17 protein-coding genes and 3 rRNA genes are annotated in these 25,206 nt (G+C 70.0%); 8 read left to right on the plus strand and 12 right to left on the minus strand.

Annotation, left to right across the window (positions count from 1 at the left end; all coding sequences use genetic code 11):
• Window positions 1-38 precede the first annotated feature (38 nt).
• Together OG871_RS15430 and OG871_RS15435 are read left to right on the plus strand one after the other, a co-directional pair.
• Window positions 39-1,031, plus strand: coding sequence for an AAA family ATPase (locus OG871_RS15430; protein ID WP_371503322.1), 993 nt, complete (start codon window positions 39-41; stop codon window positions 1,029-1,031).
• A gap of 39 nt (window positions 1,032-1,070) precedes the next feature.
• Window positions 1,071-2,381, plus strand: coding sequence for a DUF58 domain-containing protein (locus OG871_RS15435; protein WP_371497348.1), 1,311 nt, complete (start codon window positions 1,071-1,073; stop codon window positions 2,379-2,381).
• A 752-nt stretch (window positions 2,382-3,133) separates the two neighbouring features.
• Here the strand turns inward: OG871_RS15435 and rrf are convergent.
• The 4 genes from rrf to OG871_RS15455 form a co-directional block, all read right to left on the minus strand.
• Window positions 3,134-3,250: ribosomal RNA gene (rrf, locus tag OG871_RS15440) — 5S ribosomal RNA — on the minus strand.
• 88 nt (window positions 3,251-3,338) lie between these two features.
• Window positions 3,339-6,460, minus strand: a 23S ribosomal RNA gene (locus OG871_RS15445).
• Window positions 6,461-6,741: 281 nt separating this feature from the next.
• Window positions 6,742-8,264, minus strand: a 16S ribosomal RNA gene (locus tag OG871_RS15450).
• Together the 16S, 23S and 5S rRNA genes form the textbook arrangement of a ribosomal RNA operon.
• Window positions 8,265-8,811: 547 nt before the next feature.
• Entirely contained in the window at window positions 8,812-9,816 is a 1,005-nt protein-coding gene (locus OG871_RS15455; protein WP_371497349.1) for a stage II sporulation protein M, read from the minus strand.
• A 273-nt stretch (window positions 9,817-10,089) separates the two neighbouring features.
• Here OG871_RS15455 and OG871_RS15460 point away from each other — a divergent pair, with 273 nt between their 5' ends.
• On the plus strand, window positions 10,090-11,016 hold the full coding sequence (locus OG871_RS15460) for an RDD family protein (protein WP_371497350.1): 927 nt from the start codon (window positions 10,090-10,092) through the stop codon (window positions 11,014-11,016).
• A gap of 7 nt (window positions 11,017-11,023) precedes the next feature.
• On the opposite strand, the gene OG871_RS15465 is transcribed toward OG871_RS15460, so the two are convergent.
• The gene (locus OG871_RS15465) at window positions 11,024-11,659 is read right to left on the minus strand and encodes a hypothetical protein (protein WP_371497352.1); all 636 of its coding nucleotides are present in this window, start codon (window positions 11,657-11,659) and stop codon (window positions 11,024-11,026) included.
• Window positions 11,660-11,792: 133 nt separating this feature from the next.
• Here OG871_RS15465 and OG871_RS15470 point away from each other — a divergent pair, with 133 nt between their 5' ends.
• The gene (locus tag OG871_RS15470; protein ID WP_371497353.1) at window positions 11,793-12,317 is read left to right on the plus strand and encodes a SigE family RNA polymerase sigma factor; all 525 of its coding nucleotides are present in this window, start codon (window positions 11,793-11,795) and stop codon (window positions 12,315-12,317) included.
• Entirely contained in the window at window positions 12,314-13,429 is a 1,116-nt protein-coding gene (locus tag OG871_RS15475) for a hypothetical protein (protein WP_371497354.1), read from the plus strand. The genes OG871_RS15470 and OG871_RS15475 overlap by 4 nt, the downstream gene beginning before the upstream one ends.
• Window positions 13,430-13,503: 74 nt before the next feature.
• Here OG871_RS15475 and ahcY read toward each other — a convergent pair whose 3' ends face one another.
• Entirely contained in the window at window positions 13,504-14,952 is a 1,449-nt protein-coding gene (gene ahcY / locus OG871_RS15480; RefSeq protein WP_371497355.1) for an adenosylhomocysteinase, read from the minus strand.
• 240 nt (window positions 14,953-15,192) lie between these two features.
• Window positions 15,193-16,167 carry a cation diffusion facilitator family transporter gene (locus OG871_RS15485; protein WP_371497356.1) on the minus strand — a complete coding sequence of 325 codons (975 nt, stop codon included), beginning with the start codon at window positions 16,165-16,167 and terminating at the stop codon, window positions 15,193-15,195.
• Between the two features lie 212 nt (window positions 16,168-16,379).
• Here OG871_RS15485 and OG871_RS15490 point away from each other — a divergent pair, with 212 nt between their 5' ends.
• Both OG871_RS15490 and OG871_RS15495 read left to right on the plus strand, forming a co-directional pair.
• The gene (locus OG871_RS15490; RefSeq protein WP_371497357.1) at window positions 16,380-18,056 is read left to right on the plus strand and encodes an FAD-dependent oxidoreductase; all 1,677 of its coding nucleotides are present in this window, start codon (window positions 16,380-16,382) and stop codon (window positions 18,054-18,056) included.
• A gap of 5 nt (window positions 18,057-18,061) precedes the next feature.
• Window positions 18,062-19,522, plus strand: coding sequence for an ATP-binding protein (locus OG871_RS15495; RefSeq protein WP_371503323.1), 1,461 nt, complete (start codon window positions 18,062-18,064; stop codon window positions 19,520-19,522).
• An 18-nt stretch (window positions 19,523-19,540) separates the two neighbouring features.
• On the opposite strand, the gene OG871_RS15500 is transcribed toward OG871_RS15495, so the two are convergent.
• The 4 genes from OG871_RS15500 to OG871_RS15515 all read right to left on the minus strand — a co-directional run bounded on the left by OG871_RS15500 (window position 19,541) and on the right by OG871_RS15515 (window position 22,905).
• A complete protein-coding gene (locus OG871_RS15500; protein WP_371497358.1) occupies window positions 19,541-20,707 on the minus strand; it encodes an SIS domain-containing protein in 1,167 nt (388 codons plus the stop codon).
• Between the two features lie 34 nt (window positions 20,708-20,741).
• Window positions 20,742-20,924: a Trm112 family protein gene (locus OG871_RS15505; protein ID WP_371497359.1), complete on the minus strand. Its 183-nt coding sequence runs from the start codon at window positions 20,922-20,924 to the stop codon at window positions 20,742-20,744.
• Between the two features lie 120 nt (window positions 20,925-21,044).
• Entirely contained in the window at window positions 21,045-22,430 is a 1,386-nt protein-coding gene (locus OG871_RS15510; RefSeq protein ID WP_371497360.1) for a phosphomannomutase/phosphoglucomutase, read from the minus strand.
• A gap of 91 nt (window positions 22,431-22,521) precedes the next feature.
• Window positions 22,522-22,905, minus strand: a complete 384-nt coding sequence (locus OG871_RS15515; RefSeq protein WP_371497361.1) for a DUF3499 domain-containing protein — start codon at window positions 22,903-22,905, stop codon at window positions 22,522-22,524.
• A gap of 131 nt (window positions 22,906-23,036) precedes the next feature.
• Here OG871_RS15515 and OG871_RS15520 point away from each other — a divergent pair, with 131 nt between their 5' ends.
• Window positions 23,037-23,495 carry a metallopeptidase family protein gene (locus OG871_RS15520; RefSeq protein WP_371497362.1) on the plus strand — a complete coding sequence of 153 codons (459 nt, stop codon included), beginning with the start codon at window positions 23,037-23,039 and terminating at the stop codon, window positions 23,493-23,495.
• A 79-nt stretch (window positions 23,496-23,574) separates the two neighbouring features.
• Here the strand turns inward: OG871_RS15520 and OG871_RS15525 are convergent, their stop codons facing one another.
• The gene (locus OG871_RS15525) at window positions 23,575-25,203 is read right to left on the minus strand and encodes a DUF5719 family protein (RefSeq protein WP_371497363.1); all 1,629 of its coding nucleotides are present in this window, start codon (window positions 25,201-25,203) and stop codon (window positions 23,575-23,577) included.
• Between the last annotated feature and the right edge of the window lie 3 nt (window positions 25,204-25,206).

A 25,206-nucleotide genomic window follows, 5' to 3' on the forward strand; every position in this document is an offset into this window, starting at 1 on the left:
AGCAGCCCGCTGCCAGCACGTCCCTCAGCAAGGCCGACATCCCCGGTCCGGCAGACTCCCCCGAGACCCCCGCCGCGCCGCCGGCGGACCCCCGCGCCGCCCTCACCGCCCTGCGCACCGAGATCGGCAAGGCCGTCGTCGGCCAGGACGCCGCCGTCACCGGCCTGGTGGTCGCGCTGCTCTGCGGCGGCCACGTCCTGCTCGAAGGCGTCCCCGGCGTCGCCAAGACCCTCCTGGTCCGCGCCCTGTCCACCGCGCTGAGCCTGGAGACCAAGCGGATCCAGTTCACCCCCGACCTGATGCCGGGCGACGTCACCGGCTCGCTGGTCTACGACGCCCGCACCGCGGAGTTCTCCTTCCAGCCCGGCCCGGTCTTCACCAACCTGCTGCTCGCGGACGAGATCAACCGCACCCCTCCGAAGACCCAGGCCTCGCTGCTGGAAGCCATGGAGGAGCGCCAGGTCACCGTCGACGGCGAACCCCGCATGCTCCCCGATCCCTTCCTGGTCGCCGCCACCCAGAACCCGGTCGAGTACGAGGGCACCTACCCGCTGCCCGAGGCCCAGCTCGACCGCTTCCTGCTGAAGCTGATCCTGCCGCTGCCCACCCGCGACCAGGAGTTCCAGGTCCTGTCCCGGCACGCCAACGGCTTCGACCCGCGCGACCTGGCCGCCGCCGGGGTCCGCCCGGTCGCCGGCCCCGCCGACCTGGCCGCCGCCCGCGCGGAGATAGCCAAGCTCACCGTCTCCCCCGAGGTCCTCGCCTACATCGTCGACCTCTGCCGCGCCACCAGGCAGTCCCCGTCGCTGTCCGTCGGCGTCTCGCCCCGTGGCGCCACCGCCCTGCTCGGTGCCTCCCGGGCCTGGGCCTGGCTGGCCGGCCGCGACTACGTCACTCCCGACGACGTCAAGGCCCTGGCACTGCCCGCCCTGCGGCACCGCGTCCAACTGCGTGCCGAGGCCGAGATGGAGGGCGTCACCGCCGACTCGGTGGTCCAGGCCGTGCTCGCCCAGACCCCCGCCCCGCGCTGACCCCAGCCGTACCCAGGATCCACCGAAGGAGTCCCGTCCATGGCCCTGACCGGCCGAACCGCCCTGCTGGCCGCGCTCGGCGCGCTCGTCGTGGGCCTTGTCCTGCCCTCCTGGGCCGGCATCGGCGCGGTCACCCTGCCCGTGCTCCTCGCGGTCCTCGTCGACCTGGTCCTCGCCGCTCCGGTCCGCACCCTCCGGTTCGACCGGAGCGGCGACACCACCGTCCGGCTCGGCGAGAACGCCGACGTCGAACTCACCCTCACCAACCCGTCCGGACGCCCGCTGCGCGCTCTGGTACGCGACGCCTGGGCGCCGTCCGCCTGGCGCCCCGGCACCGCCGTCGCCGGCTCCCGGCACAGCCTCACCGTGCCGCCCGGCGAGCGGCGCCGCCTCACCACCCGGCTGGCCCCGACCAGGCGCGGCGACCACCACGCCCACCGGGTGACGGTCCGTTCCCTCGGACCGCTCGGCCTGGCGGCCCGTCAGGGATCCCACCAGGTCCCGTGGACGCTGCGCGCCCTCCCCCCGTTCGCGAGCCGCAAGCACCTGCCGTCCCGCCTCGCCCGCCTGCGCGAACTCGACGGCCGAACCGCCGTCCTGATCCGCGGTCAGGGCACCGAGTTCGACTCCCTGCGCGAGTACCTCCCGGGCGACGACGTCCGCTCGATCGACTGGCGCGCGAGCGCCCGGCGCAACACCGTCGCCGTCCGCACCTGGCGCCCCGAACGCGACCGGCACGTCCTGCTCGTCCTCGACACCGGTCGCACCTCCGCCGGCCGGGTCGGCGACGCCCCCCGCCTCGACGCGGCCCTCGACGCCGCCCTGCTGCTCACCGCCCTGGCCACCAAGGCCGGCGACCGGGTCGACCTGCTCGCCCACGACCTGCGCAAGCGCGGCAGCGTCCTCGGCCGCTCCCCGTCCGACGTGCTGCCCTCGTTCACCAACGCCATGGCCACCCTGGAGCCGGCCCTGCTGGAGACCGACATGCGCGCCCTGGTGTCGAACTCGCTGCGCCTGGCCCCGCACCGGTCCCTGATCGTGCTGTTCACCGGCCTCGACGCCCGTCCCGTCGAGGAGGGCCTGCTCCCGGTGCTGCCGCTGCTGACCAAGCGCCACGAAGTCGTCCTCGCCTCCGTCGCCGATCCCCGGCTGGACGAACTGGCCACCGCCAGAGGCACCGTGCAGGACGTCTACGGCGCCGCCGCAGCCGAACAGACCCGCGCCGACCGCCGCCGCACCGCCGAACGCCTCACCCGGCTCGGCGTCACCGTCCTCGACGCCCCGCCGGCCGCACTGCCCCCCGCCCTGGCCGACACCTACCTCGCCCTCAAGGCGGCCGGCCGCCTCTGACCGCCACCCGCACCGGACTCCACACCAAAGGCCCCCGCACCGGGATTCCGGCTTGTGGCTCAAGGAATGGGGTTGGCCGAAGCCTGCGCGGTAGTCGGTATCAACGTCCGCACCGGCAAGAGATGGCGCAACGGCCGCACCGCATCGGGCCGGGACAAGGCGGCCCCACCCTTCTATGAGGTGGTGCCACCTCCCGTCGGACCGACCGAGCCCGCGGCACGCCGTCGCCGACCAGCTCCACAGCCGCCCACGCAAAACGCTCGGCTGGGAAACCCCAGCCGAGCGCCTGCGTACACTGCTCGCGGCTTGACCAACTCACCACGTGTTGCAACGACCCCTCGAATTCGCCGCTGCTCGGGGGGCCTTGCCACGGCCCTCCGCCGCCGCAGTCAGCCGCACCGCGGATCCGCCCAGGCCACCACACGGTCGGCCGCAGGCTCGAACCCGAGCACCGGATCACCCCGGTCCCCTTCGGCCGGTCATGACCGCGGCCTTGCCCAGCCCACGGCCGGCCGGGCACAGGAATCCACACAGCACATCCGTGCCCGTCTGCCCGTGCAGCCTCCTCAGACATCGGACGGAAGATCGCCAGAACACCCGGGACCGGCCAGACCCGCAGATCGACCCGTCTCCGCATCAGCGGAACGCGCCAGCACCTCCACAGCAGTCGGCAACAGCCCGCTTCCCAGGTCCGGTCCGGAAATGCGAGAAGCCCCTCCCGGGTGACCCGGGAGGGGCTTCTCTGAAAGATTGTTCGGCGGCGTCCTACTCTCCCACAGGGTCCCCCCTGCAGTACCATCGGCGCTTTGAGGCTTAGCTTCCGGGTTCGGAATGTAACCGGGCGTTTCCCTCACGCTATGACCACCGAAACACTATGAAACTGTCAACCGCACCAGCCATGTGACCAAACCTGGCTGGGGTCGTTGTTTCAGAACAACACAGTGGACGCGAGCAACTGAGGACAAGCCCTCGGCCTATTAGTACCGGTCAACTCCACCCCTCACAGGGCTTCCATATCCGGCCTATCAACCCAGTCGTCTACTGGGAGCCTTACCCTCTCAAGGAGGTGGGAGTGCTCATCTCGAAGCAGGCTTCCCGCTTAGATGCTTTCAGCGGTTATCCCTCCCGAACGTAGCCAACCAGCCATGCCCTTGGCAGGACAACTGGCACACCAGAGGTTCGTCCGTCCCGGTCCTCTCGTACTAGGGACAGCCCTTCTCAACACTCCTACGCGCACAGCGGATAGGGACCGAACTGTCTCACGACGTTCTAAACCCAGCTCGCGTACCGCTTTAATGGGCGAACAGCCCAACCCTTGGGACCTACTCCAGCCCCAGGATGCGACGAGCCGACATCGAGGTGCCAAACCATCCCGTCGATATGGACTCTTGGGGAAGATCAGCCTGTTATCCCCGGGGTACCTTTTATCCGTTGAGCGACGGCGCTTCCACAAGCCACCGCCGGATCACTAGTCCCGACTTTCGTCCCTGCTCGACCCGTCAGTCTCACAGTCAAGCTCCCTTGTGCACTTACACTCAACACCTGATTGCCAACCAGGCTGAGGGAACCTTTGGGCGCCTCCGTTACTCTTTAGGAGGCAACCGCCCCAGTTAAACTACCCACCAGACACTGTCCCTGATCCGGATCACGGACCCAGGTTAGACATCCAGCACGACCAGAGTGGTATTTCAACGACGACTCCACCCAAACTGGCGTTTGGGTTTCAAAGTCTCCCACCTATCCTACACAAGCCGAACCGAACACCAATATCAAGCTATAGTAAAGGTCCCGGGGTCTTTCCGTCCTGCTGCGCGAAACGAGCATCTTTACTCGTAATGCAATTTCACCGGGCCTATGGTTGAGACAGTCGAGAAGTCGTTACGCCATTCGTGCAGGTCGGAACTTACCCGACAAGGAATTTCGCTACCTTAGGATGGTTATAGTTACCACCGCCGTTTACTGGCGCTTAAGTTCTCAGCTTCGCCACACCGAAATGTGACTAACCGGTCCCCTTAACGTTCCAGCACCGGGCAGGCGTCAGTCCGTATACATCGCCTTACGGCTTCGCACGGACCTGTGTTTTTAGTAAACAGTCGCTTCTCGCTGGTCTCTGCGGCCACCCCCAGCCCGGAGTGCAAGACTCGTCACCAGGAATGGCCCCCTTCTCCCGAAGTTACGGGGGCATTTTGCCGAGTTCCTTAACCATAGTTCACCCGAACGCCTCGGTATTCTCTACCTGACCACCTGAGTCGGTTTGGGGTACGGGCCGCCATGAAACTCGCTAGAGGCTTTTCTCGACAGCATAGGATCATCCACTTCACCACAATCGGCTCGGCATCAGGTCTCAGCCTTAATGAGTGACGGATTTGCCTATCACTCGGCCTACACCCTTACCCCGGGACAACCACCGCCCGGGCTGGACTACCTTCCTGCGTCACCCCATCGCTCACCTACTACCCTGTTGGGTCACCGGCTCCACCACGTCCCTTTGTCCGAAGACTCCGGGCCGGCTTCACGGGCTTAGCATCAAGAGGTTCGACGTTGGCGCTTCAAAGCGGGTACGGGAATATCAACCCGTTGTCCATCGACTACGCCTGTCGGCCTCGCCTTAGGTCCCGACTTACCCTGGGCAGATCAGCTTGACCCAGGAACCCTTGGTCAATCGGCGCAAGAGTTTCTCACTCTTGTATCGCTACTCATGCCTGCATTCTCACTCGTGTACCGTCCACAACTGGATTCCTCCGCTGCTTCACCCGGCACACGACGCTCCCCTACCCATCCACACAGCCGTTGGGCCTATATATGTGAATGACACGACTTCGGTGGTGTACTTGAGCCCCGCTACATTGTCGGCGCGGAATCACTTGACCAGTGAGCTATTACGCACTCTTTCAAGGGTGGCTGCTTCTAAGCCAACCTCCTGGTTGTCTCTGCGACTCCACATCCTTTCCCACTTAGCACACGCTTAGGGACCTTAGTCGGTGTTCTGGGCTGTTTCCCTCTCGACCATGGAGCTTATCCCCCACAGTCTCACTGCCGTGCTCTCACTTACCGGCATTCGGAGTTTGGCTAAGGTCAGTAACCCGGTGAGGCCCATCGCCTATCCAGTGCTCTACCTCCGGCAAGAAACACACGACGCTGCACCTAAATGCATTTCGGGGAGAACCAGCTATCACGGAGTTTGATTGGCCTTTCACCCCTAACCACAGGTCATCCCCCAGGTTTTCAACCCTGGTGGGTTCGGTCCTCCACACGGTCTTACCCGCGCTTCAACCTGCCCATGGCTAGATCACTCCGCTTCGGGTCTTGGGCATGCAACTCAACCGCCCTATTCGGACTCGCTTTCGCTACGGCTACCCCACACGGGTTAACCTCGCTACACACCGCAAACTCGCAGGCTCATTCTTCAAAAGGCACGCAGTCACGAGACACACAGCAAGCTGCGCATCCGACGCTCCCACGGCTTGTAGGCACACGGTTTCAGGTACTATTTCACTCCGCTCCCGCGGTACTTTTCACCATTCCCTCACGGTACTATCCGCTATCGGTCACTAGGGAATATTTAGGCTTAGCGGGTGGTCCCGCCAGATTCACACGGAATTTCTCGGGCTCCGTGCTACTTGGGAGAAGCTCAAGTGAGCCGTACAAGTTTCGTCTACGGGGGTCTTACCCTCTACGCCGGACCTTTCGCATGTCCTTCGACTACCCATACGGTTTCTGACTCACCCAGCCGCCGGCAGACGACTGAAGAACTTTCCCACGACCCCGAAGTGGCAACCCCTGCCGGGTCTCACACCACTCCGGTTTAGCCTCATCCGGTTTCGCTCGCCACTACTCCCGGAATCACGGTTGTTTTCTCTTCCTGCGGGTACTGAGATGTTTCACTTCCCCGCGTTCCCTCCACATACCCTATGTGTTCAGGTATGGGTGACAGCCCATGACGACTGCCGGGTTTCCCCATTCGGAAACCCCCGGATCAAAGCCTGGTTGACGGCTCCCCGGGGACTATCGTGGCCTCCCACGTCCTTCATCGGTTCCTAGTGCCAAGGCATCCACCGTGCGCCCTTAAAAACTTGGCCACAGATGCTCGCGTCCACTGTGCAGTTCTCAAACAACGACCAGACACCCACCATCAACCCACCAACAGGCGGACATCAAGTAGGACCGGCTCACTGAAGCAACGACCAACCGGCCGTTCCCTCAGGACCCAACAACGTGCCCGACACACCCGCCATCCACTCGCGTTCCACGCCCCGAAGGACAGTACTGACGGCTTCAACCGTGTGTGCCGAATAGTCAACGTTCCACCCATGAGCGAGCACTCCGGAACATTCGTCCGAAGCTGCTATGTGCTCCTTAGAAAGGAGGTGATCCAGCCGCACCTTCCGGTACGGCTACCTTGTTACGACTTCGTCCCAATCGCTGGTCCCACCTTCGACGGCTCCTCCCCTTACGGGTTAGGCCACCGGCTTCGGGTGTTACCGACTTTCGTGACGTGACGGGCGGTGTGTACAAGGCCCGGGAACGTATTCACCGCAGCATGCTGATCTGCGATTACTAGCAACTCCAACTTCATGGGGTCGAGTTGCAGACCCCAATCCGAACTGAGGCCGGCTTTTTGGGATTCGCTCCGCCTCGCGGCATCGCAGCCCTTTGTACCGACCATTGTAGCACGTGTGCAGCCCAAGACATAAGGGGCATGATGATTTGACGTCGTCCCCACCTTCCTCCGAGTTGACCCCGGCAGTCTCCTGTGAGTCCCCATCACCCCGAAAGGCATGCTGGCAACACAGAACAAGGGTTGCGCTCGTTGCGGGACTTAACCCAACATCTCACGACACGAGCTGACGACAACCATGCACCACCTGTATACCGACCACAAGGGGGCTACATCTCTGCAGCTTTCCGGTATATGTCAAGCCTTGGTAAGGTTCTTCGCGTTGCGTCGAATTAAGCCACATGCTCCGCTGCTTGTGCGGGCCCCCGTCAATTCCTTTGAGTTTTAGCCTTGCGGCCGTACTCCCCAGGCGGGGAACTTAATGCGTTAGCTGCGGCACCGACGACGTGGAATGTCGCCAACACCTAGTTCCCAACGTTTACGGCGTGGACTACCAGGGTATCTAATCCTGTTCGCTCCCCACGCTTTCGCTCCTCAGCGTCAGTAATGGCCCAGAGATCCGCCTTCGCCACCGGTGTTCCTCCTGATATCTGCGCATTTCACCGCTACACCAGGAATTCCGATCTCCCCTACCACACTCTAGCCTGCCCGTATCGAATGCAGACCCGGGGTTAAGCCCCGGGCTTTCACATCCGACGCGACAGGCCGCCTACGAGCTCTTTACGCCCAATAATTCCGGACAACGCTCGCACCCTACGTATTACCGCGGCTGCTGGCACGTAGTTAGCCGGTGCTTCTTCTGCAGGTACCGTCACTTGCGCTTCTTCCCTGCTGAAAGAGGTTTACAACCCGAAGGCCGTCATCCCTCACGCGGCGTCGCTGCATCAGGCTTTCGCCCATTGTGCAATATTCCCCACTGCTGCCTCCCGTAGGAGTCTGGGCCGTGTCTCAGTCCCAGTGTGGCCGGTCGCCCTCTCAGGCCGGCTACCCGTCGTCGCCTTGGTAGGCCATTACCCCACCAACAAGCTGATAGGCCGCGGGATCATCCTGCACCGCCGGAGCTTTACACCCACCCCCATGCGAGGACAGGTCATATCCGGTATTAGACCTCGTTTCCAAGGCTTGTCCCAGAGTGCAGGGCAGATTTCCCACGTGTTACTCACCCGTTCGCCACTGATCCACCCCGAAGGGCTTCACCGTTCGACTTGCATGTGTTAAGCACGCCGCCAGCGTTCGTCCTGAGCCAGGATCAAACTCTCCGTGAATGTCTACCGGTCATCCGGTAACCACTCGCGTTGAGCGGCACGGCAACCACCGGAATAGGGCGGCCCCGCGCACTGCGTCCTCGCTAGTGTTTTGTTACTAAAGGAATCTCCAACCGATCCGAAGGACCGGCCGGGGATGTCAACATATCTGGCGTTGACTTTTGGCACGCTGTTGAGTTCTCAAGGAACGGACACTTCCTTCGGACCGCCTTCCAGCGGGCCCTCCGGGCGCTTCGTTCGTGTTCTCAGCTTATCAGATGTTTTCCGGCCGTTTTACCGGCTTTCGTTTCTCCGAATTCCCGCTGAAGGGATTTCCTTCGACTTCGCGGTGAAGCTTATCAAAGCTTCTGAGTGCTCAGTCCCAGGGGGTTTTTCGCTTTGCCGGCCAACATCCGAGTGGATGTGATGCCCAGGCTTGGCGGTGTCGTAGACACTACGCCCGGCACCGACCGTTGTCCAGTCAGTCCCAACCGTTCAAACCTACTAGCCGACCAGGACCACGTCAATGGATCTGGAGGGATGATCATGACCCTACCAGCTACGACGCTCAGGCTGCGACCGGCTGCAGGTCCGCCCGGTCGGACTCCTCCACATCGCCGAACTCGCCTCGGGAGGCGGTGCGCCGGCCCAGGACGAGGGCGTAGACGAGGAAGAGGATCTCGGCGGTCACGCCGATGGCGATCCTGGCCCAGGTGGGTAGGCCGGACGGGGTGACGAAGGCTTCCAGGATGCCGGAGACCAGCAGGACGGCCGTCAGGCCGATCGCCATACCGATCGTCGCGCGCCCTTCCTCCGCCATGGCCGTGCGCCGGGTGCGCGGTCCCGGGCTGATGATCGTCCAGCCGAGTCGCAGGCCCATTCCGGCGGCGACGAAGATCGCGGTGAGTTCGAGCAGGCCGTGCGGAACGAGCAGGCCGAGGAAGAGGTCGAGGCGGCCGGCCGCGGCCATCATGCCGATGCCCACGCCCAGGTTGACCACGTTGCTCACCAGGACGGGGATGACCGGTATGCCGAGCAGGACTCCGTAGACCAGGCACTGGGCGGCGATCCAGGCGTTGTTGGTCCACACCTGCGCCGCGAAGGCGCTCGCGGGGTGCTCCGAGTAGTACGCCTCCGCCTGGCCGCCGGGCTTGGTGAGCTCCTGGAACGCCTCGGGGGTGGCGATGCTCTCGCGGACGTCGGGGTGGGTACCGACCCACCACGCGATCACCACGGTCAGCGCGAGCGAGAGCAGCGCGATCGGAATCCACCAGTGCCGCGACCGGTACAGGGCAGCGGGGAAGCTCACCGCGAAGAACCGGCCGATGTCGCGCCAGGAGGAGGTGCGGGCGCCGGTGACCGCACCGCGGCCGCGGGCGACCAGGGTGGTGAGCCGGCCTTCCAGGATCGGATCCGGGACGGTTGCCTGAACCTGCGCGAGATGGCTGGTGGCCCGCTGGTAGAGGCCGATCAGCTCGTCGGCCTCCTCGCCGCTGAGGCGCCGCCGCCTGCTCAGGGTCTCCAGACGCTGCCACTCCGCCTGGTGAGTGGCGACGAAGACGTCCAGGTCCATGCGGCTCGCTCCAGGGCTGCGGGGTGACGGCGGGTGAGGTTCCGGGTGGGGCGGGCGCCCCGGTCCGGGTCCGCCTAGCTTGCCAGAGGCGGGCGCACCGCCGGCGGGCGATCCCGGGGTGATCGTCGCGGGTGATCGTCGCGGCTGCGCGTCACGCGTGCCCGCCGGGACCGGGACCAGTCTTCCGGGGCGGAGAGCGTGCCCGTACTGTTTGCCGCTGGGTGCACAGGGGGCTGGGCCGGCCGGCTGCCGAGAACGGATCGGGTGGGTGTTGTGAGCGACCTGGTGACAGGTGAGGCGGTCGTCCTCGGGCTGAGGTCGGCGAAGCTGCCCAGCCGGGCACTGGCCCGGCTGATCGACGCGGTGGTCCAGGTGATCGCGTGGATCATCACCGTGATGATCGCGATCGCGGTGGCGGGCAACGCCGACGAGGCCGCGATCGCGGCGATCATGCTCTCGATATTCGTGTTCTACGCGGTGGTCCTGCCGGTCGTGGTGGAGACGCTGTCCAAGGGGCGCTCGCTCGGCAAGCTGGCCCTGGGGCTGCGCGTGGTGCGGACGGACGGCGGGCCGGTGCGGTTCCGCCACGCGCTGGTGCGCGGGCTGGTCGGGGTCGTCGACTTCGGGCTGTCCGGCGTTCCCGCCGTGGTCACCTCGCTGATCTCCTCGGAGGGCAAGCGGCTGGGCGACATCTTCGCCGGGACCCTGGTGATCCGCGAGCGGGTGCCCGCCGCGGCCCGTGCCCACAGCGCGCTGCCGCAGGTACCGCCGCAGCTGCTGCACGCGATGGGCGCCGACCTGGTGGCGATGGACCTTTCCGCCGTGCCGGACCCGCTGTGGCTGGCGATCCGCCAGTACCTCGGCCGGATCGAGCAGCTCGACCCCGCGGTGGCCTTCGGGATGGCGCAGCGGCTGGCCTCGGACCTGACGGCGCACATCGGCCGCGCAATACCGTACGGGGTCTCGCCGGCCATGTACCTCGGTGCGGTGCTCACCGAGCGCCAGCGCCGGGAGTGGGCCCGGGCCGCGGCGTACCCCCAGCCGTACCAGCCTCACCAGCCGTACCAACCGGCCCAGTACCAGCAGCCCCAGCCGGTGACCGCTCCCGCACCCACTCCCACCCCCGCGCCCGGCCCGCAGCCCCTGCCTCGGGAGCCCGGGCCGGCCCCCGCCGCGGGTGGCTTCGCACCGCCCGCCTGACGGACGATCAGCCGCCGTACTCGGCGGGCCACCGGTTGGGCGGGGACGCCAGCTCCTCCAGCTCGATGCCGGGTGCCGAGAGGACCACATCACCGGCCAGGTGCACCAGCTGCTGCTCCCCGGTGGCCAGGTCGGCGACCTGGTAGCGCTCGACCCGCAGCGGGCCGCTGTCGGTGTCGTGCGTCTCGACGGCCTCCAGCTGCCAGCCCTGGTCGAAGGTCCGAGGTGCGAGCACGGGCTCGGTGAACGCGACCAGCCGGATCCTGGCGCTGCCGCCGGGCTGGAGGCGCAGCAGGCCCGCGGTGGCGATCAGGAAGGCCGGCGAGCTGCCGCTGAAGGCGTGCGCCCGGTCGTACCCCTCGGCGGCGTGTTCGCCGGACGGGTCGGCGGCATCGGTACGGACCCAGGCGACACCGTCCACCGCTCCGCCGCGCACCTGCCAGCCGCCGGCCCGCAGTTCGAGCCGGAGCGGGCGGCTGCGGGAGTCGAGGGTGAGGTCGGTGGTGCCGATCGTGCCGCCGTCCGGGCCGTAGGTCTTGGAGACGTAGCGCCAGCCGGCCGGGCCGGGGGCGCAGCTGAACCGTTCCTCGCCCAGCAGGACGTGGTCGTGGGTGTCGTGGAGCGAGTAGCGGCCGTTGGGCATGCCCCGAAGCCTACGCGGACCGATCGATCCGGCCGGATCCGTGCCCGTCCGCGTGCAACCTTCTCGGGCCCGGACCGCATTAGGGAGGCGGACGGCGTATCCGAGCGCCGCCGGGCGAGGGAGGAGGGGGCCCTTGACAGCGCGACGGAGCGGGAGCGACCGCGACGCCGAGTTCACCGAGTACGTGGCCTCCAGGGGCGGGTGGCTGCGCAAGGTGGCCTATCTGCTCTGCGCGGACTGGCACCGGGCCGATGACCTGGTGCAGGAGAGCATCACCAAGCTGTACGCGCACTGGTCGCGGGCCGGCCGGGTGGAGAACCGGGACGGCTATGCCCGCCGGGTGCTCGTCAACACGTTCCTGGCCGAACAGCGCACGGCCTGGTGGCGGCGGACCAGTGTCGGCGCGGACGGCCGGGAGGTGGTCCTGCCGGCGGCCGATCTGGACGCGTCGCTGGATGTCCGGCGCGCGCTGACCGGGCTGCCGCCACGGCAGCGGGCGGCGGTGGTGCTGCGGTACTACTGCGACCTGACGGTCGAGCAGGCGGCGGAGGAGCTGGGGTGCTCCACCGGAACGGTGAAGAGTCAGACCTCGCGCGGGCTGGACGCACTGCGCCAGTCGCTGACCCCCCGCGCCGCCGCGGAGAGGAACCGGGCATGAACGGGATCAGTCGGCTGAGCGCCGAGCTCACCGAACTCGCGGAGGCTCCCGCACCGCCCAGCCGGGTCGATGTGGACCGGGCCCGGCAGCGCGGGCGGTCCATGCTCCGGCGCCGTCGCCTCACGGTCGTGGGCGCGGTCGCGGCGGTGGTGGTGACCGCTGTGGCGCTCGCCTCGCTGACCCCGGGCGGGCCGAGCGCGGTCGGGCCCGCCGAGGTGTCGGTGAGTCCGACGCCGCCGGGCCCGTTCCCGTCCGGTTCGGGAGCCGCGTCCGGGCCTGCCGCCCCGGTCGCGTCCCAGACCGCCGCGGTGTTCAGCACCAGGGATCCGATCACCGTCGACGCCATGTTCGGCTGGCTGCCGGAGTCGATCCGCTCACTCCACTACCAGACCGGCAGCCCGCAGGGCCCACAGGTCAGAGCGGAGGAGTCGGCGCTGGGCAGCGGTTCGGGAGTTCGGGCCTTCTACGACCTGTCCGTCTACCCGGAAGGGGTGAACCCGCCGCTCGGGGAGAACCCGGTCGGCTCCCCGCAGACCCGGAAGCCGGCGCCGCCGGTCCAGGGCCGGGAGGCGTACTGGGTGGTCTCGCCCAACGCCGAGGTGGAGGCGGTCTCCGGTGTCCTGCGCTGGAAGACGGCCGAAGAACGGTGGGCCCAGCTCCGGGGCAGCTACGTGCACGCCGACAAGGAGCAGGTGATGCTCCGGATCGCCGAAGGCGCGACCATCGGCAGGCTGTCCGTGCCGCTTCCGTTCAAGGTGGCCCCGACACCGCCCGGCTGGGTGCTCTCGTCGATCAGCTTCGACCGGCGGGTGGACGGGCAGGGGGCACCCCCGTGGTCCATCTCGATGGGCTTCTCCGTCGGGCCCGGCCGGTACTTCGTCACCGACATCACTCCGGACGGGCCCACCGCCACCCCGAGCGTGCCGCCCGGCTTTCCGACCGGGCGAGTCGGACCCCACGCCTGCCGGACCGGCAACGGCCTCAACATCTGCGTGGCCCCGCTGCAGGAGGTGGAGATGCTCGATCCGGTGGGCGGCATGGAGGGCTGGCTCGACCGGGTCACCCTGCTCGGCACGGACGAGAGCAGGTGGACCACCGACGTGCTCGGCTGACCGTCCGCCCTCGCAAACGGGCTGCGCCCGGTACCCCCACGAGGGGAGGGGTACCGGGCGCGGCCGTCACCGGATCAGTAGCGGTACAGGTCCGACTTGTACGGGCCCTCGAGCGGGACGCCGATGTAGTCGGCCTGCTCCTGGGAGAGCGTCGTCAGCTTCACGCCGAGCGCGTCCAGGTGGAGCCGGGCGACCTTCTCGTCCAGGTGCTTCGGCAGCACGTACACGCCGACCGGGTACTGCTCGGTCTTGGTGAACAGCTCGATCTGCGCGATGGTCTGGTTCGCGAAGGAGTTGGACATCACGAACGACGGGTGGCCGGTCGCGTTGCCGAGGTTCAGCAGGCGGCCCTCGGAGAGGACGATGATGGTGCGGCCGTCCTCCTTGCGCCACTCGTGGACCTGCGGCTTGACCTCGGTCTTCACCACACCGGGGAGCTGGGCGAGGCCGGCCATGTCGATCTCGTTGTCGAAGTGGCCGATGTTGCCGACGATGGCCTGGTGCTTCATCCGGGCCATGTGCGAGGCCATGATGATGTCCTTGTTGCCCGTGGTCGTGATGAAGATGTCGGCGATCTCGACGACCTCGTCCAGGGTGGTGACCTGGTAGCCGTCCATCGCGGCCTGCAGGGCGCAGATCGGGTCGATCTCGGTGACGATGACCCGGGCTCCCTGGCCGCGCAGCGACTCGGCGCTGCCCTTGCCCACGTCGCCGTAGCCGCAGACGACGGCGACCTTGCCGCCGATCAGGACGTCGGTGGCACGGTTGATGCCGTCGATCAGGGAGTGGCGGCAGCCGTACTTGTTGTCGAACTTCGACTTGGTGACCGAGTCGTTGACGTTGATGGCCGGGAACAGCAGCTTGCCGTCGCGGTGCATCTCGTACAGGCGGTGGACACCGGTGGTGGTCTCCTCCGTCACGCCCTTGATCGTCGCGGCGATCTCGGTCCACTTGGCGGGCGAGTCCGCCAGGGTGCGGTTGAGCACCTCCAGGATGAGGCGGTACTCCTCGTTGTCCGCGGTGGACGGGTCCGGGGCCTCGCCGGCCTTCTCGAACTCGACGCCCTTGTGGATCAGGAGGGTGGCGTCACCGCCGTCGTCCAGGATCATGTTCGGGGTCTGGCCGTCAGGCCAGGTGAGCGCCTGCTCGGTGCACCACCAGTACTCCTCCAGGGTCTCGCCCTTCCAGGCGAAGACCGGGACGCCGGCCGGGTTCTCGACGGTGCCCTCGGGGCCGACCGCGATGGCGGCGGCGGCGTGGTCCTGGGTGGAGAAGATGTTGCAGGAGCACCAGCGGACCTCGGCGCCGAGCGCGGTCAGCGTCTCGATCAGGACGGCGGTCTGCACGGTCATGTGCAGCGAGCCGGTGATGCGGGCGCCGGCCAGCGGCTGGGAGGCCGCGTACTCCTTGCGGATCGACATCAGGCCGGGCATCTCGTGCTCGGCGAGCTGGATCTCCTTGCGGCCGAACGGGGCCAGGGAGAGGTCGGCGACCTTGAAGTCACCGGTGGGGTTCGACGACATGCGGGGGCTCCTCGCTGCGGTGGGCCTGGGAACGGGTGTGCTGAGCGGCAGAGCGGCCACGGGTAGGGCCCTCTGCTGCGGCACAATCCGTCGGAGGACCTCTCTCCCTCGACCCACGCCACGGCGCGGCCCGACCGCCATCAGCAGCGACGTTTGGCTCTGCTGACGAATCTACACCGACCGGGCGGTGCGCCGGGGCGCACACACCCGGTTCCGGTCACGGTCGCGGCGGTGGCCGGATCAGTGCGCCGAGGGGCCGGGGCCGCCGGGGGTGGCCTCCGGGTCGGGGCCCGCGGCGGCCTTCTCGGCGCTGTAGATGTCGGGCTCCAGGTAGATCGCCCGGGCGATCGGGACGGCCCGCCGGATCCGGGCCTCGGCCAGGTCGATGGCCTCGGCGATCCGGGCGGCGGTGTCCTCGGCGTGCACACCGATCTTGGCGGCCACCAGGAGCTCCTCCGGGCCGACGTGCAGGGTACGCATGTGGATCACGTCGGTGACCGAGTCGTGGTCGACCAGGGCGTCGCGGATCTGCGCGACCACGTCCTGGTTGGCGGACTCGCCGACCAGCAGGGACTTGGTCTCCACCGCGAGCACCACCGCGATGACCACCAGCAGGATGCCGATCGCCAGGGTGCCGATGCCGTCCCAGATCCCGTTGCCGGTGATCACCGTCATGCCGACCCCGAGCAGCGCCAGCACCAGGCCGATCAGCGCGCCGGTGTCCTCCAGCAGGACGACGGGGAGCTCCGGGGCCTTGGCCCGGCGGATGTACGAGGTCCAGTCGTGGGTGCCCTTGTCCTTGACCGCCTCCCGGTAGGCCGTCAGGAACGACCAGCCCTCCATCAGGATGGCGAAGACCAGCACGCCCACCGGCCAGTACCAGTTGTCCAGCTCGTGCGGGTCGTGGATCTTCTCGTAGCCCTCGAAGCAGGCGAACAGACCACCGACGCTGAACAGGACCACGGCCACCAGGAAGGCGTAGACATAACGCTCACGCCCGTAGCCGAACGGGTGCTGGGCGTCGGCGTCGCGGGCCGCCCGCTTGCCGCCGACCAGGAGCAGCACCTGGTTGCCCGAGTCGGCGACCGAGTGGACGCCCTCCGCGAGCATCGAGGAGGAGCCGGAGAAGGCGAAGGCCACGAACTTGCTGGCCGCGATCGCCAGGTTCGCGGACAGCGCCGCGACCAGTGCCTTGGTGCCGCCTTCGGTACTCATGCTGTGGTCGGGTCCCTCCGACGGGGCCGGGGCAGTCCGGCCGTGGCTTGTCGAGCGCACATTATCCCGGTGGCGGCGCCGGGCTTTCGTCCGGCCGCCGCTCCGAGAGGCAGCGACGGGTCGCCCGGGCAGAGAATCGGTTCGGGGCGGCGGGGCCGGCCGGCCGGGTACGGGGGCCGGAGCGGGCGGACGACGCGAGAGCAGGGACGGCCATGGCTGAGACCGGCGAGGCACCGAGGGCGGTGATCCTCACCGTCGACGACGACCCCGGGGTGTCCCGCGCGGTCGCCCGCGACCTGCGGCGCCGCTACGGCGGCAGGCACCGGGTGGTGCGTGCGGAGACCGCGGCGTCGGCGCTCGACGCGCTGCACGAGATGAAGCTGCGCGGTGACCTGGTCGCGGTGATCCTCGCCGACTACCGGATGCCGCAGATGAACGGCATCGAGTTCCTCGAACAGGCGATGGACGTCTACCCGGGGGCGCGGCGGGTGCTGCTGACCGCCTACGCGGACACCGACGCCGCGATCGACGCGATCAACGTGGTCGATCTCGACCACTACCTGCTGAAACCCTGGGACCCGCCGGAGGAGAAGCTCTACCCGGTGGTGGACGACCTGCTGGAGACCTGGCTGGCCTCCGACCACCGCCCGGTGCCGGAGACCAAGGTCGTCGGCCACCGGTGGTCGGCGCACTCCTCGGAGGTCCGGGAGTTCCTGGCCCGCAACCAGGTGCCCTACCGCTGGTACGCCTCGGACGAACCGGAGGGGCAGCGCCTGCTCGCGGCCGCCGGCGAGGACGGCCTGCGCCTGCCGCTGGTGGTCACCCCGGACGGCGAGTGCCTGGTCGAGCCGGACGGGACGGAGCTCGCGCGCCGGGTCGGCCTGGCGACGACCCCGTCGGCGGAGTTCTACGACCTCGTCGTCATCGGCGGCGGCCCGGCCGGCCTCGGGGCGGCCGTCTACGGCGCCTCCGAGGGCCTGCGGACCGTCCTGGTCGAGCGCACCGCGACCGGCGGCCAGGCCGGCCAGAGCTCGCGGATCGAGAACTACCTCGGCTTCCCCGACGGGGTGTCCGGCGCGCAGCTGACGGAACGCGCCCGGCGCCAGGCCGCCAGGTTCGGCGCCGAGATGCTGACCGCACGCGAGGTCACCGGGCTGGAGGTCACCGGCGCGTCGCGGACCGTGCGCTTCTCGGACGGCTCCGCGATCGCCGCGCACACCGTGATCCTGGCGACCGGCGTCTCCTACCGGCAGCTGGACGCCCCCGGCGTGGCCGCGCTCACCGGCCGCGGGGTCTACTACGGCTCCGCGCTCACCGAGGCGGCCGGCTGCGCGGGCAACGACGTGTACATCGTCGGCGGCGCGAACTCGGCCGGCCAGGCCGCCGTGTACCTGGCCAGGGGCGCCCGCTCGGTGACCGTCCTGGTGCGCGCGGACTCGCTGACCCGGTCGATGTCGCACTACCTCGTCCAGCAGATCGCGGAGGTGCCCTCGATCAGCGTGCGGACCGCCACCGAGGTCGTCGAGGCCCACGGCGCCGACCACCTGGAGCGGATCACCCTGCGGGACACCGCGACCGGCCGCACCGAGCAGGTCGACGCGCAGTGGCTGTTCGTGTTCATCGGCGCCGCACCGCTGACGGACTGGCTCGAAGGGGTGGTGATCCGCGACGGCCGCGGCTTCGTGGTCGCCGGGCCGGACCTGTCGCCCGGCGGGCGCCCGCCCGGGTCCTGGCCGCTGGACCGTGCGCCGTACCACCTGGAGACCAGCGTCCCCGGTGTCTTCGTGGCGGGCGACGCCCGGTCGGAGTCCGCCAAGCGGGTCGCCTCGGCGGTCGGCGAGGGCGCCATGGCCGTGATGCTGGTGCACCGGTACCTGGAGAGGCTGTGACCACCGTGACCCCGCCGCCGGCCGGCTGCTCCGCCGAGGAGCTCCGCACCCTCTTCCTGTTCGAGCACCTCACCGCCGACCAGCTGGACTGGCTGTGCCGCGAGGGCCGGGTGGAGCAGACCGGGCCGGGCCCGGTGTACGCCGAGGGCGACCCCGCGACCTGCTTCTACGTCCTGCTCGACGGCACGATCGTGCTGTCGAGACGGGTCGGCGTGGACGACATCGAGGTGACCCGGACCTCCCAGCGCGGGGTGTACGCGGGGGCCTTCCAGGCGTACCTCGGCGACCGGGTGCCGCAGCTCTACACCAGCTCCCTGCGGGCGGTGGCGCCGGCGCGGTTCTTCGTGCTGTCGGCCGAGTCGTTCGCGCGGCTGATGAGCGAGTGGTTCCCGATGGCGGTCCACCTGCTCGAAGGGCTCTTCCTCGGCGCGCGGGTCACCCAGGAGGCGGTCGGCCGCCGGGAGCGGCTGCTGGCGCTCGGCTCGCTGTCGGCCGGTCTCACCCACGAGCTGAACAACCCGGCGGCCGCCGCGCTGCGGGCCACCGCCGCACTGCGCGAGCGGGTCGCCGGGATGCGCCACAAGCTGGGCGCGCTCGCCACCGGCGCGTACCCGCAGGAGGGCATGGAAGCCCTGATCACGCTCCAGGAGGACGCCGTCGACCAGGTCGCCGCGGCGAAGTCCGTCACGCTCGGCCCGTTGGAGGCCGCCGACCGCGAGGACGCCGTCGACGACTGGCTGGACGAGCGGGGCATCGCCGACGGGTGGCAGCTCGGCCCGGCCTTCGTCCAGGCGGGCCTGGACACCGACTGGCTCGGCCGGGTCGAGACCACGGTCGGCGCCGACCGGCTGGAGGGCGCCCTGCGGTGGCTCCACTACACGGTCGAGACCGAGCTGCTGATGAACGAGATCGAGGACTCCACCACCAGGATCTCGGTGCTGGTCGGCGCCGCCAAGCAGTACTCGCAGCTGGACCGGGCCCCGCACCGGGTGGTCGACGTCCACGAGCTGCTCGACAGCACGCTGCTGATGCTCGCCGGCAAGATCCCGTCCGGGGTGGCGGTGGTCCGCGACTACGACCTGGCGCTGCCGAAGATCCCCGCCTACCCCGGGGAGCTCAACCAGGTCTGGACGAACCTGATCGACAACGCGCTCGCCGCGATGGCCGGATCCGGCACCCTCACCGTCCGGACCGCGCGCGACCACGACCAGGTGCTGGTCGAGTTCGGCGACACCGGGCCCGGGGTGCCGGACGAGATCCGGAACCGGATCTTCGAGCCGTTCTTCACCACCAAGCCGGTCGGCGAGGGCACCGGGCTCGGGCTCGACATCTCCTGGCGCATCGTGGTCAACAAGCACCACGGGGACATCCGGGTCCGCTCCGAGCCGGGCGACACCCGTTTCCGGGTGCTGCTCCCGCTCGCCGCCGAGCCGGCCGACGGCGCGACCCCGGCGGACGCGCCGTAGCCGGGCCCGGGCCGTGGCCTAGCCGGCCAGGCCCAGGTAGACCGCGGCGAAGTCGGTCAGCCCGACCAGCTCGGCCAGTGCCTGCAGCGGGTCCTCCAGGCTGGACGTGAACTCCGTCAGCCGGACCTCGTGGGCGTCGGCGAGCCGGCGGGCGCGGGTCACACTGTGGCCGGCCTCGGTCAGCTCCTCCACCCCGGGGGTGTGCCGCAGCAGCACCACCTGGAGCTGGAGTGCCTCGGGCTCGTCCACCCGGTCGCGGAAGAAGTCCTCCCGGTCGGAGCCGCCGCCGAGGCGGCCGACGAACATCCCGCGGTGCGCGACCAGCATTTGGGGCAGCAGGCCGGGCAGGGCGGGCAGCCCCGCTCGGTCCGCGAGCACCGTCGCGAAGCGCTCGGCGGCGGCGCCGGTCACCGGACCGGCTCCCCACACCAGCGGGACGGTGCCGGCGAGCTGGGCGGCCAGCGCCTTCGCGGGGTTGGTGTACGCCTGGGCGTCCGGGCGGCAGCGGACGGCGACCTCGTCCAGCCGGTCGGCGGCGGCCTCCAGCGAGCCCGGCGGGAGCTGGGTGACGCCGGTCCGCTCGGCCAGCGCGAGCAGCGGGGTCAGGAAGGCCCAGAGCGCGGCCGGGTCCTCGGTCGGCAGGTCCGGCTCGTCGGCGCGCGGCTGGCCGCCGTCCTCGACGGTGCTCGGCGCGTACGGCAGGGGCAGGCCGCGGACCTGCAGGGCGGCCTCGGCCAGCGGGCTGTTCTCGGGCGAGATCACCGCGATCGCGCAGCCGCGGGTGTACGCCTGCTCGGCCAGCGAGATCAGACCGCCCTCGATGCCCTGGGAGGAGGCCAGTACCACCAGGTCGAGCGGGCCGACCCAGCCGGGCAGCTGCCAGCCGAGGCCGGCCGTGAAGACCGGGCCGGCCGGCCGGGACTCGGCTGGCGGCAGCGGCAGGACCTGGCAGTTGGGCACCGCCAGGGCGGTGAGCACCGCCCCCGCGGTCAGGACGCTTCCGCTGCCCGCCACCACGACCGTCCGGGGCCGCCCCTCGGGGCGCAGGCCCGCCAGGCCGGCCGCATCGGCGAGCCGGGCCGCGATCCGGATCCGGGCGCCGACCGCGGCCAGCGAGAGGAGTGCGTGCTGCCGGTCGCCACGCAGCAGGGCGGCCGGGTCGTCGAGCAGGGATTCGTCGAGCATGCGGCTGGCCTCCAGCGGGTGACCGGACGGAATGTCAGGAGGGGCGGCGGGCCTCGTCCAGGAGGAGCACCGGAATGCCGTCGCGGACCGGGTACACCAGGCCACAGCTCTCGCCGGTGCACCGCAGCTCGTGCTCCTCGCCCTGGCCGCTCTCGGTCAGCGGGGCGTGGCACTGCGGGCAGACCAGGATCTCCAGCAGGGAGGACGGCAGGCTCATGGCGTTGGGCTCCAGGTTCGTGCGGAGGGGGGCGGGTACGGCGGTGCCCCGACCGATAGCCACACTACCGGCCGGGGCACCCGCGCAGTCAGCGCCTCGGCGATCTTTCCGCCGGGTCCGTCAGGCCCGGACCAGGGCCAGGACGGCGTCGCGCACCTCGGCCATCCGGGCCGGGTCCTTGGCCTCGACGTTGAGGCGCAGCAGCGGCTCGGTGTTGGAGGCGCGCAGGTTGAACCACCAGTCCCCGCCCGCGACGGTGAGGCCGTCGAGCTCGTCGACGGTGACACCCGGCTGGTCGCCCCAGACGGCGCGGACGGCCTCGGTCCGGGCCCGCTGGTCGGCGACGGTGGAGTTGATCTCACCGGAGGCTGCGTAGCGGTCGTAGCGGGCGGTCAGCTCGGAGAGCGTGCCGTCCTGGCCGCCGAGGGCGGCGAGCACGTGCAGGGCCGCCAGCATGCCGGTGTCGGCCCGCCAGAAGTCCCGGAAGTAGTAGTGCGCGGAGTGCTCACCGCCGAAGATCGCGTCGGTGCGGGCCATCTCCTGCTTGATGAAGGAGTGGCCGACCCGGGTGCGGACCGGCTCGGCGCCGAGCTCCTCGACCACCTCGGCGACGGTCCAGGAGGTGATCAGGTTGTGGATGACGGTCGGGCGGTCCTCGCCGGCCGCGCGGGCGCGGGCGATCTCGCGGGCGGCGACCAGCGCGGTGATCGCGGACGGCGAGACGGGCTCGCCGCGCTCGTCCACCACGAAGCAGCGGTCGGCGTCACCGTCGAAGGCCAGGCCGAGGTCGGCGCCGACCCTGACCACCTCGGCCTGCAGGTCGACCAGGTTCTTCGGGTCGAGCGGGTTGGCCTCGTGGTTGGGGAAGGTGCCGTCCAGCTCGAAGTACATCGGCACCAGGTCGAGCGGCAGGCCGGCGAAGACGGTCGGCACGGTGTGGCCGCCCATGCCGTTGCCCGCGTCCACGACCACCTTGAGCGGGCGGATCGCGGTCAGGTCGACCAGGGAGCGCAGGTGCGCGGAGTACCCGGCCAGGCTGTCCTGGGAGCTGAGCTTGCCGGGGGTGGCGTCGGAGCCCGGGACGGTGACGGCGCCGTCGGCGTCCAGCCAGGACTCGACCAGCTCGCGGATCTCGTCCAGGCCGGTGTCCTGGCCGACCGGGGCGGCGCCCGCGCGGCAGAGCTTGATGCCGTTGTACTGGGCCGGGTTGTGGCTGGCCGTGAACATCGCGCCGGGCAGGTCGAGGCTGCCGCTGGCGTAGTACAGCTGGTCGGTCGAGCAGAGGCCGATCTCCACCACGTCCGCGCCGTGGGCGGCGGCGCCCTCGGCGAACGCCCGGGTCAGACCCGGCGAGGAGGGCCGCATGTCGTGGCCGACCACGATCGCCGACGCACCCACCACCCGGACGAACGCCGCGCCGAACGCGCGGGCCAAGGCCTCGTCCCACTGGTCCGGCACCACACCCCGGACGTCGTAGGCCTTCACAAGCTGCTTGAGGTCCCGCACCTGACTGCTCCTGATGTGTGTCTGCTCGGACGAAAGGGCAGCGTACCCGCAGTGGGAGGGGCCGATCGTGCCGAGTGGTGCCGGAGGGCGGTCAGTTGTCGGGCGAGCGCAGCACCCGAAGGTGGCCGCGGCGCCCAGACTCCCCCTGGTCGCCCGCGCCGGGGCGGCCCTGACGGGGCGTGCGGTCCGGGGAACGTTCCTGCGGACGGGCGGCCTCGCGGACCGCGTTGGCCAGCGCCTCCAGGTCGTCACTGCTGCGGCGCAGCGGGCCGACGTCGGCGGCGAGCCGGACGACCTCCCAGCCGCGGGGCGCGGTGAGCCGCTCGGCGTGCTCGGCACACAGGTCGTAGCAGTGCGGCTCGGCGTAGGTGGCGAGCGGCCCCAGCACGGCGGTGGAGTCCGCGTAGACGTACGTCAGCGTCGCGACGGCCGGTCGGCCGCACGCGGTCCGCGAACAACGACGTACAGAGCTCACGAGGGTGGACGGTACCGCACTCCCGTCCAGGCCGCGACGACCCGCCCCCCGGTACACGCGGTGTGTCGTCGTCACACGGGGTGTCGGAATGGTCCACTTCCGGGCGGCCAAGGGCTACGCTCGACTCTGATATGGACAGCTCCGCACCCCAGCCCCCGGCGTCCCCGGCCGGACCGCCGCGCCGCTCGCGGCACCGTGATCGGCACGGCCGCGGCCTGCGCGGGCCGTTGGCGCCGCCGCAGGTGCCGATCTCCCTGACCCGTTCCGAGGTCTTCGACGACTACGTCCGCGAGTCGGTCGAGCGGCTGGAGCGGCGCTGGCCGCAGCTGGAGGAGGTCGAGTTCGCCGTCCTGGAGGTCCCGGTACCCGCCGAGGGTGAGCCGGAGCCCGACGGCGTACCCCTCGGGCGGGTGATTCCGGCGGCGAAGGGCCGCCGCAGCCGGATCGTGCTCTTCCGCCGGCCGGTGGAGATCCGCGCGAAGTCGCGCGAGGACCGGGCCGCGCTGGTGCACGAGGTGCTGATCGAGCAGGTGGCCGAGCTGCTCGGGCTGTCCCCGGACGCGATCGACCCGCGGTACGGCGAGGACTGACGCCGAGCACCGACGAGCCGGCCGACGGCCCGCCGCCGGGGTCGGGCGGCGGGCCGTCGGCCGGCTCGGAGTGGCCGCGTCAGCGGCGCAGCAGCACGCCCGGGTCGCCCTGGGTGTACGGCAGCCGCACCGTGCTGTGGTCGTCCGCGAACTCCTGGATGGTGAACATCGGCACGTCCTTGGCCGGGATCGTGAGGATCCGGGCCGCCACCACGGGGCCGCCCGAGAGCGTCTCCAGGGTCAGGCTGAAGACGCCGTTCAGGCCGGCCGGATCGGGGACGTCCAGGGCGACGGTGGCGCCGGCCGGGACGGACAGCTCCTTGGTCGCCGGGGTGCCGCCGCCGCTGCCCGCGGAGGAGGTGACCCGCACCTTGGCCTCCTGCTCACCCGTCGAGGTGAGCAGCAGCTGGCTCTGGCCGCCGCCGCGGTTGTCCGCGAGGCTCGCCCGGGCGCCGACCGGGGCCGCTCCGGACAGCCAGGCGGCATCCGACTTGCCGTTCTTGGCGCGGTCGACCCGGACCCCGGCGACCACCGGGGTGGGGTGCGCCGGGTCGCTCGGGGTCAGCCGGATCGCACCGACCTCGCCGCGGGTGACCTGGCCCAGGTCGACGGCCTCCACCATGCCCGCCTTGACGTGCACGGTCTCGTGACCGGCCGGGGTGAACCAGCCGTTCTTGCCGGAGATCTGGACCTTCAGGTCGGCGTCGTCCTCGCCGGGCGCGCCGACCACCAGCCGGGCGCCGGACGCGTCGGCGGGCAGCCCGGGGATCACGGCCTCGGGGGCCGGCGGCACGGAGGGCTGCAGCCAGTCCGCGGCCTTGCCGCTGTCGACGGCGTGCAGGCCGGCACCGACCCGGCCGCTGCGCACCCGTACCTGCACCACGAGGTCGTCCACGCCCGGCGCCACCGAGCTGAGCCGCAGGGCGTCGGAGGTGTGGGGGGCGATGGCGATGCCGTTCGCGGCGTCGTTCTCGATCACGCCCTTGGGGCCGTAGAGCCGCAGGTCGACCACGGCCGGGCCGGCCTCCGCGTTGACCAGGCTGACGTAGTCGACCCGGCCGGGCGTGGTGCTGGCGCCGGAGAACCAGAAGCTGGTGCCGGAGGCCGCGCAGGTGACGCCGGACAGGCCGAGGGACTGCGGGTCGGTGACGGTCGTGGTCTGGGTGACCGCGAAGCCCGGTGCGAGCGCGCCGGCGGCCACGGCGGCGGTGCCGGGGGCGAGGTCGCCGTTCTGGGCCGGACCGGTGACGGGGACGCCGGCCTTGCCCAGTGGCAGCCGGGCCTCGGCGCCCGTCGCCGGAGCGTCGGCCGGGGCGCCCGAGGCGGCGGGCGCCGGTGCGGGCGCGGCGGCGGCCCCGGCGGCCTGCGGGGTGACGTCGTTGAGCGCCCCGCCGCCCCCGGTGGCCGAGGCGCCGAGCGGCGTGTACGCGGTGTACGAGGTGGTGCCGGTCACGCCGTGGAGGGGCTGCGGGCAGACCAGGGACGTCCGCTCGACCTGGGCGGTGACGGCGCCGCCCGCCGTGCCGGCCGCGGCCGGGGCGACCGGGGGACGCAGCTCGGCGATGCCGAGGACCACGCCGAGGACGGCGGCGCCGGCCAGCAGCGACCGGCCGGTGCGGCTGCCGCCGGACAGCGCGCCGACGGCGAACTCGGGCTTCTTGAGCGCCGGGGCCGTGAGCTTGGGCGCCTTGAGGCTGGGCTTCTTCATCGC

Source organism: Kitasatospora sp. NBC_00374, from assembly GCF_041434935.1.
GTDB lineage: Bacteria > Actinomycetota > Actinomycetes > Streptomycetales > Streptomycetaceae > Kitasatospora.